Below are 10,414 nucleotides of genomic sequence, written 5' to 3'. Positions count from 1 at the left end.
GACAAATATTTACATGCGGTCATGAATTAGGGCATGCTATACTACATGAAGATTCAAATACACCATTTTTAAGAAATAATACATTTTATTCAATAAATAAACTCGAGCGTCAAGCTAATATGTTTGCCGCCTACTTATTAATTAATTCTGATATTTTTCTATATTATCAAGGATATTCCTTTGAATATATTTCTAAATCTGAATATATACCTATAGAACTTTTAAAGCTACGTTATGAAATGTTAAGTAGTGATAACAAGCACTTATAGGTATTTTTTATAAACAATTCAAGAACATATGTTTGTAAAGGGGGTGAGTAAAATTGATAACAAAGTTATAACTTTAGATGCTATTTTAAAGATAATAAAAACTAATTTAGGGGTGATTTTATGGCTAAAAAAGCTGAAAAAACAGTTATTAGAAATGGTGTTCAATATTATTATGACCGAATAACAATAGGCAAGGATACGAAAGGTAAATTAATAAGAAAATTTATATACGCTAAAACAGTTACAGAGCTAAAAGAGAAAAGAAAGGAACTTCTAAAACAAATAGATGAAGGAGTTAAAGTTAATACAAAAATAACTTTTGAAGCTTTCTTCAAAACCTGGTTATTTAGTGTTCACTTTATAAATAAAAAACTCTCTACTCAAGAAAGATATGAAGGTTTATATAGAAATTATATAAAAAATTCATTAGTTTCCAATATAGATATTAAAAAGATTAACTCATTAAAAATCCAAGAGTTTTATAACTCTCTTATATATGATAAGAATAAAACTCCATCAACAATAAAAATGTTGAATAAACTAATAAAACCTTGCTTAACCTATGCGTACAATCAAGGCTTAACAACAAGAGATTTTGGTAAAGGTTTAAAAGTACCTAAAATAAATTCAGACAAAAAAGCCACAGTAAATGCTTTTACATTAGATGAACAAAAAAGATTCTTATTGACATTAAGGGATAATAAAGAAAGAGCTATATATATAACAGCTCTTGGGACTGGTTTGCGTATGGGGGAACTTTTAGCTCTAAGATGGGCAAATATAGATTTTGAAAATTCAACCATAACAATTGAGAAAACATTTAAAACCATAACTACAGTAACTGAAAATGGAAGGGGTAAAACTATTACTATTGAACAAGAACCTAAAACTAAAAACAGTAAACGAACTGTACCTATTCCTAAAAACGTTTTATCAGAATTAGAAGAACATAAAAGTAAACAGGACATTCTTAAAAATAAATTTAAAGAAGTATTTCAAAATAATAACTTAGTATTCTGTACTAATCTAGGAACAATTATTGATGAGAGTAATCTAAGAAGAAGATATAAAACTATTATAAAAAATTCTAAAATTGAAAACAAAAAATTTCATGATTTAAGACACACATATGCTACAAGGTTATTCGAGCAAGATGTCCCATTAAAAACTATTCAAATACTATTGGGGCATAGTGATATCCAAATTACTGCTAATACCTATTTGCATGTAATGAATGATGAAAAACTTAAAGCAATTGAAAAGATTAATAATATATTTGATTTAGAGGAATAGTATTTATATTTTATTACTTTCTAGGTGGTGCAAAAAATGGTGCAAACTCATTTCAAAACAAAAATAAAAACCCTGCAACTATTGATATTGCAAGGTTTTATGGTACGGCAGAGAGGATTTGAACCCCCGACCAACTGGTTCGTAGCCAGCTACTCTATCCAACTGAGCTACTGCCGCATATTTTGTTTTTAACATAATTATATTATCATAGTTCTTTTTCAAAATCAATGTTTATTATTGTAATATTCTTCTACTCTAAATTATATCAGAAAGCTCTACAAATAATTCCTCTTTTATTTTGTCTTCTCTACTACTGTTATAATTTACCTCTTCATTTAAGATATTACTCGGTAAATATAGTTTAAATTCTGTTCCCTTACCTTCTTCACTATCTACCGCTATGCTTCCTCTATGCATCTCTACCAATAGTTTTACTAAGGATAATCCTATTCCACTTCCTTTAGCTATAATCTTATTTTTATCATGAGCTTTATAGTATCTTTTAAATAATAATTCTTGCTTCTCTTTATCTATCCCTACACCATTATCTTTTACTGCTAATACTATATTATTTATATTCTTATATATTGTTACTATAATAATTCCACCTTTAGGAGTAAACTTAATAGAATTAGATAATAAATTCATAATTACTCTTTCAATTTTATCTATATCGCAGGCTAATATTATCTCTTCTTCTTCTGTATCAAAGATAATTTCTATTTCTTTAATTTTAGCATACTCTCTAGTAAGCATAGTAACATCCTCAACTACAGATACTATATTATGATTCTTTAATTCTAATTTAAAATATCCACTTTCTAATTTATTTGTATCTATTATATTATTAGCCATCTTTAGCATAAGGTAGCAGCTATTTCTTATAGTTTTTAGATACTCAGTACTCTTCTCTTCATTTATAAAACCTTTATCACTTAGTTTACTCTCATAAAGCTGAACAACAGACAAGATTATATTAAGAGGTGTTCTTACCTCATGATATATATTGGCAATAAACTCATCCTTTATTTTATTATCTATACCTAGCTCTTCTAACTCACTTTTTAATTCTAAAATTCTATTGTTTAGTTTTTTATTTTCTTCTTCCAATATATCTATATGCTTTATCTCCTCATGAAAATCTAAAAAACTCATACCCCTTATCCCCTTAATATAAATTAGTTATTTAGTGAATCCTATATTATATTTCTACAAATAATTTCCTTACTCTCTGTTATTTTAATACACAATTTTTCACTATATTAATAACTATGATTTTATGTTTTAAAATATTACAAGAATTTTTCTACTTTCCTTAAAATATATATTTATTTTTCTAGTATCCTATTAGCTAATTTTTAGTATTAGTTAAATTATTACATTGAAATTATTAGGGTGGAGATTTAAATTATAACTTATTAATATATTAATCTTTAACTAGTACAACAGATTAACTATATTAAATTTTACTATACTTAACATTTTTAGATATGGAAAACCCTAAGCGACTTATAAGTAATTTTATTGTTTTAAATCTAATACACTAATTTAGAGGTTTTATTTTCTATGTGTTGAATATTATATTTATGTAAGTTTATGTTAATTTAGGGGGCGTATTTATTATGATAACTAATTTAAAAATCAACTTAGAAACCATAGAAGCAATGCTTTATTTCTGGCAAGCTGTATCTGAAAAGGATAATGTTCCTGAATCATTCTTTTATGATTTAGCTGGAATGAAGGGTTTGAAACTTTCCTATGATGATGAATTCACTGCTGAATCTGTACGTCTAGTTTTAAGTGCTATAAAGAATAGGGAACTTTTATCTAATGCTAATCTAAAAGAAAAAAGATTTTGGAATTATAATATGTGGGTTATGGAAGACTTTGAATACACCATGTCCATGGTTACTCCAATAAAAACTTTAAACTTAAATCATTTAGTAGAAGAGTTAAATGAAATCGTACCAAATTCTAAATATGATGAAATAGAGGTTATATTTGCACCTTTACATGTTAATGATTATATGGTAAAAGATAACTATCTTATAATAAACTTTTTTAGAGTAAAGCCAAGTGATTTTGATGAAAACACTTTTATAGGAGATACTATACTAGAAGAGTACATTAAGGAGAAATTAATTGAACTTTTAAATAGAACGAATCTTCCTTCAGGTGGTGTTCTTTCCACCATCTGAAGGTTAGATGAGTTAATCTAGGGGCGTAGCAACTGTTCTCCCCCACCTTTTAATAGGATGGGGGTGTTACAGTTGGTAGCCATCAGATAAATAATTTATGTAAGGAGAGTGAAAGATGAACTTCGTAATATTAACTGACTCAAGTTGTGATTTACCAGTAGAATTTCTAAATAAAAATAATATACCAGCCTTAGGTCTTGTATATCATTTTAAAGGTAAAGATTATGTAGATGACTTCGGTAAAACCATAAGCTACTCTGAATTTTACGATGTGGTAAGATCTGGTGAGCTTCCAACTACATCTCAAGTAAACGCCTTTAGGTTTGAAGAAGAATTCACGAAACATGTTAAGGAAAATAAAGCAATAATCTATATAGCATTCTCCTCTGCTTTAAGTGGAACATATAATAGTTCTTTAATAGCTAAAGAATCTGTTCTTGAAAAATATCCTACCGCTGACATAACAATAATCGACTCGAAGTGTGCATCTTCTGGACTTGGAATTTTAGTTTATCATGCTAATGAAATGAAAAATAATGGATCATCAAAAGAAGATATAATTTCATGGGTTAATGAGAACCTAATTAGAGTAAATCATTATTTTACAGTAAATGATTTAAATCACCTAAAAAGAGGGGGTAGGGTATCCTCTACATCTGCTATAATTGGAACTATTCTTGATATAAAACCCATTCTTTACGTTAACGCTGAAGGAAAGCTTGTTTCTATAAATAAGATAAAAGGAAGAAAGAAATCCATAAAGACTCTAGTTGATTACTTTAGAGATAATGTAGAATCTCCTGAGGATCAAACAGTATTTATAAGTCATGGAGATTGCTTAAGTGATGCAGAGCATCTTAAGAAGCTATTATGTGATGAATTCAATGTAAAGGAAGTTATAATTAGTTCTATTGGTCCTTGCATAGGATCTCATAGTGGACCAGATACTCTTACTATACTTTTCTTAGGTAAGGAAAGATATGCATAATTTTAATATTTAGTGGAAAGCTAACTAAGTAAAAATAAATCAGAACGGAGTGATTGATTTGAAAAGCTTAGTTGGTACTAAAACAGCTGGAAATTTGGCTAAAGCCTTTGCAGGGGAATCTCAGGCTAGAAACAGATATTCTTTTTATAGTGATTTAGCAAAAAAAGAGGGTCATCATCATGTTGCCCATGTATTTGCAGAAACTGCTGATAATGAGAGAGCTCATGCAGAGATGTTTTATAATTTGTTAATCGAAGGGCTAGGAGAGAAAGCTCAAATTGATGTTGATGCGGATTATCCTATAGGTTTATCCTCTACTGCTGAAAACCTAAAATATGCAGCAGAAGGAGAAAAGGAAGAATGGGGAACTGCTTATCCAGACTTTGCTAAAACAGCAAAAGAAGAAGGCTTCCCTGAAGTTGAACTTGCTTTTAAGAAAATTATAGAAGTTGAAAAGCATCATGAACAAAGATACTTAGATTTGCATAACAGAATGAACAGTAACAGATTATACGAAATGGATACTGAGCAGTATTGGAAATGTAGAAATTGTGGATATATTCACGAAGGAAAAGCTGCTCCAAAAGTTTGTCCTGCTTGTAAATATCCTCAAGGCTATTTTGAGATTATGTATGATACCAAAGGTTAATCCATTTGTCTTAATATAAAACTTAGCAATAATTTAATATCTTACTTTGATAATTATATAAAAGCACTATGAATTCAAATTTAATTCATAGTGCTTTTACTATCCTATATATTAAACTTAGTACTACTACCTTCCTTAGCTGGTATTATCTCAAGCTTTACCTCTATTCTCTCTTTAAGCTCTGGAACGTGAGATATTATCCCAACAAGTCTTCCTCCACTTTGAAGTCCTATTAAACATTGTATAGCATTATCTAAGGACTCTGGATCTAGGGTTCCAAATCCCTCATCCACAAACATAGTATCGATTTGTATTCCCCCGGCATAACTCTGAACTACATCTGCAAGTCCAAGAGCCATGGATAATGATGCCTTAAAGCTTTCTCCTCCTGATAATGTTTTTACATGTCTTGCTTTTCCTGTATAGTTATCAAATACTTCAAGTTCAAGGCCTTGCTGACTATTTCCTTTGCCCCTATCCTTTTTCCTAAGAAGTTCAAATCTTCCATTAGTCATTTTTCTAAGTCTTATATTAGAAGCATCTATTATATCATCAAAATATGAAGCTAAAACATATCTCTCAAAGCTTATTCTCTCACTATTATTTCCTTTAGATATATTTGAGAGCTCTCCTATTATATTATATTTTTCTTCTTTCTCTTTTATTTTCTCATTTAACTCCTTAGCATCCTTTAATAAGGTCTTATTATTTTCTATTCTTGAATAAATAACTTTATCCTTATCTAATAAAACTTTTTCTACATCTTCATTTTCCTTAAGCTTTTCTCTTGTAGATGTAAGATCAATAATAGATAAGTCCTTAGTTTCCTCTAAGAGCTTCTTATAAATTTCCTCGGAAATTTTAAGGTTATTATAGAAGTTTTGTATCCCTTTCTCTAACCTTTCTATACTCTCTTCATCTAATATAGAGGCTTTATATTTCTCATAAGATTCAAAGCCAAGGGTTATAGTTTTCTCCTTAAACTTTTCTAGTGCCTTATCTCTTTCTATATTAGTTTCCTCTAAATTCTTCTCTTTAGCTTCCCTATCCCCCTTAACTCCAAAATACTTATTACTTGAAGTATTAAACTCTTCTTCTACTCTTAAATAAGCTTCTTTTAAGTTATCTGCTTTTCTTTTCATTAGTAAAAGTTCTTCTTCTATATCTTTTAAAGGTTTTATCTCCCCTTGGAACTCTTCTTCTAGAATTCTGAGATTTTCTTTTAATCCCTGGAGCTCTATTAATTTCTCTTTATTTATGATTTCTTCTGATTCTATAGCTTTCTCCGTATCTTCTATATCTTTTTCTTTCTTAGTCTTTAAATGCTTCAAAGAATCTAGTTTGTTTATTTCCTCTAAAATGTCATTTATATCTTTAGTTAGTTTATTTATAGTTTCTTTCGCTTCTACTCCTGAGGCTATAACTCTTTCCTTAATATCCATTAGATCTACATAGCTAAATCCCTTAAATACTTCCTCTGCCATAGGGATTATAACCCCATTTAATAGTGAAGATGAAACTGCATTCTTTTCTGTAAGATCATTTAAAATCCTATCATAATATTCTTTAATCTCATCAAAATTTCTCTTTTCTTCCTTTAGTTTCTCCTCTGTTATACTTCCTTCTACAAACTTAGCTGGACTTGGATGATGAGTAGATCCACAAACAGCACAAGGCTCACCAGAGATTAATTTTGAAGCTAATATACCTGCTTGACTCTTTCTAAAGATTTCTTCTAAAGATTCATATCTAGCCTTACTCTCTTTATACTCCTTTTCTTTATATTGAAACTCTTCTTTAACAGCTTCAAATTCCTTATTATTTTTAAAAGCTTTATCTATTTCTTTATATAATTTAGCTAATCTATCTCTTTTATTTTTAGCTTCTTCACACTTTGAGTCTAATATTACTTTTTCTTTTTCCTTTTTACTTATATCTTCAATAATATTTTGGATATTCTTTATTTCTTCTCTGTTTATCTTTAAACTACTTTTATAATTAGTTATTTTATTGTTAGACTCCTCCAAGGCTAAAGTTAAACTATTAACCTTACTCTTAGACTCTTCATATCCTTTAAGCTTTTCATAAAGCTTTTCAATATTATTTATATTAAGGTCTAAATTCTTCTTTTCTTCTTCTCTAGACTTTTCTATCTTTAAAGCTTCTTCAGCCTTTAAGAATTGCTCCTTTAAGAAGTTTTCCTTTTCTATAGAAGCTTTTAAATCATCTTTTGCCTTATTAAGACTTAGATTTTTCTCCTCATAATACTCTTCTAAAGATCTTATCTCTAATGCTTTTCTAGCACTTTTTAAGATTCTTTCTTTATCTATATAATCATCCTTTTGTCCTTCATAGTTTTCTTTTTGAAGTTTTGAATTATTTAAATCAGATAATTTTTTATTTATGTTTTCACCTTTTATTATAGCTAACTTATTTTCTTCTATGGATGATCTAACTTTATCTATTTCTATTTTTAAATTAGATTGTATTTCCTTATCACTTTTTATAACATCCTCTGCCTTCTCTATTATCTCCGCTACATTAAGATGTTCCTCATTTATCATAGTATATAGCTCTTCATAATCTTCTCTGCAGTTTAAGCTCTTAAGTTTCGTATCTCTTCTCTCTTGAACAAGCTTTATATCATTTCTTAAGATAGATGCATCTTCTGATATTCTTTTTTGAATGGTATCAAATACATCAGTACCAAATATTTTTCTAAATATTTTTTCACGTTCAAGGCTATCAGAGGTTAAAAGCTTTCTAAACTCTCCTTGAGGTATCATCACAATCTGCTTAAATTGTGCCTTATTTATCCCTAGTATACTATCTACCTTTTCATTAACATCCTTTACCCCAGTTATAACCTTTCCCTCCGGAAGTTTAAGTTCTGCATCTGATTTTTGCTCTGTAAATCCATCTCCTCTAACCTTTTTCTTTAGTTGAAGCGGGATTCTCTTTATGTAATACTCCTTACCCCTTAAAGTAAACCAAAATTCTACCTCTGTTAAAACCTCAGCCTTGGCAAAATCACTTCTTAAGGCTGTCCCTTCTCTCTCACTTCCACTAGCCTCTCCATATAATGCAAAGGCTATAGCATCAAAGATTGTAGTCTTTCCAGCTCCTGTTGGTCCTGTTATTAAAAATATGTTTTTATCCTGTAGCCTCGAAAAATCTATAACTTCCTTATGTGCATAAGGACCAAAAGCACTGACAGTTAATTTTAATGGCTTCATCTACTATTCACCTCTTTTCTCTACTTCCTCAATGATTTTTTCCATAACCTTTTGTCTTTTATCATCACATTCTCTACCTGTAATATCTATATAGAACTCTTTAAATAACTCCATTTTTGATTTATTCTTATAATTTCTCTCTCTAGAGTCTTGAGCCTCTTCATTACTTTTTATTATCTCTTTAGAAAGCTCCATTATATTAGGGTATATAGCCCTAAGTTTTGCCATAGGCTCTAATACTTCCCCTTGATCTGTAAGGATTACCTTTATATAATCTTCTCTATTACCCTCCTTATAAACTGAAGGATCTATAAGACTATTAAGCTCTCCCTTTATTATTCTAAAGTCCCTTCTCATAGGGATATCTCTAAGTTCTATATTTACTTCGCCATCCTTATCCATGTTCACTATAGTTATTCCTTTTCTTTGCTTCACCTCTGAAAAAGAGTATTTAAGAAGAGACCCTGCATATCTTATTTTTTCACTTCCAACCTTTTGTGGCCCATGAAGATGTCCTAAAGCAGTATAATTGAAATCTTCAAAATATCCTGCGTTTATAAGTTCAGATCCTCCTATAGATAGTGGTCTTTCAGAGTCGCTAGTGTTAAGCCCTCCCTTTTCTTCTACCTTATCAGTCATATAAGTAACATATCCATGGGCTATAACTACATTTCTTTCACTTTTATTCATGGTTTCTTTTATTCTATCTAATATAGCCTTCATTGCCTTATCATGGTCTTTTATAGTTTCATCCTCATAGATTTCTCTAACCACAGGTGGGTCTACATAAGGAACCAAGTAAAAGTTTACCGGACCATATTCATCTTCTAAAGTAATCTTATTTACCTCTCCATTAAACACTCCTTCTACATAAAGTCCCTTATTTCTTACTAATACCTTTGCAAACTCAAGTCTTTCCCCACTATCATGATTACCTGCAATGGCGATTATAGGAGTATTTAAATCTATTATTATCTTATTTAAGACCTTATTTAGAAGCTCTACAGCCTCTACTGGTGCCACTGATCTATCGTATAAGTCTCCTGCTATCACAAGAGCGTTAGGTTTTTCTTTTTCTATAATATCAAAAAGCTCATTTAGAGCAATTTCTTGATCTTCTGTCATATGAAATTCATTAACTATTTTTCCTATGTGCCAATCGCTTGTATGAATAAATTTCAATGATTTCACCTCTCAATACTTATTTATATCTTAATTATAACATTATAGGTATTATTTAATCCTAAGAAGATTCTGTGGTATATACAATATTTAAGTACTTTAAAATTTTTAAGTACAGATATAATAACTATTATATCTATTCTCTTATACCAGATATGTTGTAACTATGATAATTTATTTTTACTATAGGGTTTTTGATTCAAAACTTATCTTATGCACTACTTAAAATTCAAGGTTTTAAAGGATTTAAGTGCATGTATAAGTTAAGATTCAAGCTAAAAACCCTATAAAAATTTTAAGCTCAAAACTTATTTTATAATGATCCTTAGTGTTGTAATACCTATTAATTAAGATATTCTTACATATGTGTAAGTTAATTGACAGTGAATATTTAGCTATGTTATAACTTTAAATGGAACTTTAAATATTTAATATATACTTAGGAGGATGCTATGAAAAAACTTATTGTGTTTTTAAGTGTGATTTTAATATCAGCTTCCTGTGCCTTTTACTTCGCTGTTAATGATAGAATAAATCTGCCTGATAGGTATATTTACTTTGATACCCCCGAGGATACAGTAAAACATCTATTCAACAAT

Annotated in this window: 8 protein-coding genes and 1 tRNA gene; 5 read left to right on the top strand and 4 right to left on the bottom strand. The window is 29.3% G+C overall.

From position 1 onward, the window contains the following. Together AB2369_RS07655 and AB2369_RS07650 are read left to right on the top strand one after the other, a co-directional pair. Nucleotides 1–269 (top strand): ImmA/IrrE family metallo-endopeptidase (locus AB2369_RS07655; RefSeq protein WP_367665891.1); only part of this gene is annotated, 269 nt, incomplete at its 5' end. A 120-nt stretch (nt 270–389) separates the two neighbouring features. After that, on the top strand, nt 390–1,562 hold the full coding sequence (locus AB2369_RS07650) for a tyrosine-type recombinase/integrase (RefSeq protein WP_367665890.1): 1,173 nt from the start codon (nt 390–392) through the stop codon (nt 1,560–1,562). Nucleotides 1,563–1,662: 100 nt separating this feature from the next. Here the strand turns inward: AB2369_RS07650 and AB2369_RS07645 are convergent. Further along, a tRNA-Arg gene (locus AB2369_RS07645) sits at nt 1,663–1,739 on the bottom strand. Between the two features lie 78 nt (nt 1,740–1,817). Further along, nucleotides 1,818–2,717 carry a sensor histidine kinase gene (locus tag AB2369_RS07640; RefSeq protein WP_367665889.1) on the bottom strand — a complete coding sequence of 300 codons (900 nt, stop codon included), beginning with the start codon at nt 2,715–2,717 and terminating at the stop codon, nt 1,818–1,820. 467 nt (nt 2,718–3,184) lie between these two features. On the opposite strand from AB2369_RS07640, the gene AB2369_RS07635 reads away from it, so the two are divergent. The 3 genes from AB2369_RS07635 to rbr all read left to right on the top strand — a co-directional run bounded on the left by AB2369_RS07635 (nt 3,185) and on the right by rbr (nt 5,397). After that, nucleotides 3,185–3,760: a hypothetical protein gene (locus AB2369_RS07635; RefSeq protein WP_367665888.1), complete on the top strand. Its 576-nt coding sequence runs from the start codon at nt 3,185–3,187 to the stop codon at nt 3,758–3,760. Nucleotides 3,761–3,875: 115 nt separating this feature from the next. Next, the gene (locus AB2369_RS07630; RefSeq protein WP_367665887.1) at nt 3,876–4,748 is read left to right on the top strand and encodes a DegV family protein; all 873 of its coding nucleotides are present in this window, start codon (nt 3,876–3,878) and stop codon (nt 4,746–4,748) included. Nucleotides 4,749–4,806: 58 nt separating this feature from the next. Beyond that, a complete protein-coding gene (rbr, locus tag AB2369_RS07625; protein WP_367665886.1) occupies nt 4,807–5,397 on the top strand; it encodes a rubrerythrin in 591 nt (196 codons plus the stop codon). A gap of 104 nt (nt 5,398–5,501) precedes the next feature. Here rbr and AB2369_RS07620 read toward each other — a convergent pair whose 3' ends face one another. Together AB2369_RS07620 and AB2369_RS07615 are read right to left on the bottom strand one after the other, a co-directional pair. Continuing rightward, complete coding sequence (locus AB2369_RS07620) at nt 5,502–8,633, bottom strand: AAA family ATPase (protein ID WP_367665885.1); 3,132 nt, start codon at nt 8,631–8,633, stop codon at nt 5,502–5,504. A 3-nt stretch (nt 8,634–8,636) separates the two neighbouring features. Continuing rightward, nucleotides 8,637–9,815, bottom strand: coding sequence for an exonuclease SbcCD subunit D (locus AB2369_RS07615; protein WP_367665884.1), 1,179 nt, complete (start codon nt 9,813–9,815; stop codon nt 8,637–8,639). Nucleotides 9,816–10,414: the final 599 nt, after the last annotated feature.

Origin of the sequence: Clostridium sp., assembly GCF_040797585.1 — a bacterium.
Classification (GTDB): domain Bacteria; phylum Bacillota; class Clostridia; order Clostridiales; family Clostridiaceae; genus Clostridium_Z.
The sequence above is the reverse complement of the archived record's forward strand: the minus strand, read 5'-3'. Positions and strand labels throughout refer to the sequence as shown.

What these genes read in the sequence shown, in the direction of transcription:
- AB2369_RS07620 (WP_367665885.1), bottom strand. Translation starts at nt 8,633, where the DNA reads ATGAAGCCATTAAAATTAACTGTCAGTGCTTTTGGTCCTTATGCACAT.
- AB2369_RS07640 (WP_367665889.1), bottom strand. Translation starts at nt 2,717, where the DNA reads ATGAGTTTTTTAGATTTTCATGAGGAGATAAAGCATATAGATATATTG.
- AB2369_RS07630 (WP_367665887.1), top strand. Translation starts at nt 3,876, where the DNA reads ATGAACTTCGTAATATTAACTGACTCAAGTTGTGATTTACCAGTAGAA.
- AB2369_RS07635 (WP_367665888.1), top strand. Translation starts at nt 3,185, where the DNA reads ATGATAACTAATTTAAAAATCAACTTAGAAACCATAGAAGCAATGCTT.
- AB2369_RS07650 (WP_367665890.1), top strand. Translation starts at nt 390, where the DNA reads ATGGCTAAAAAAGCTGAAAAAACAGTTATTAGAAATGGTGTTCAATAT.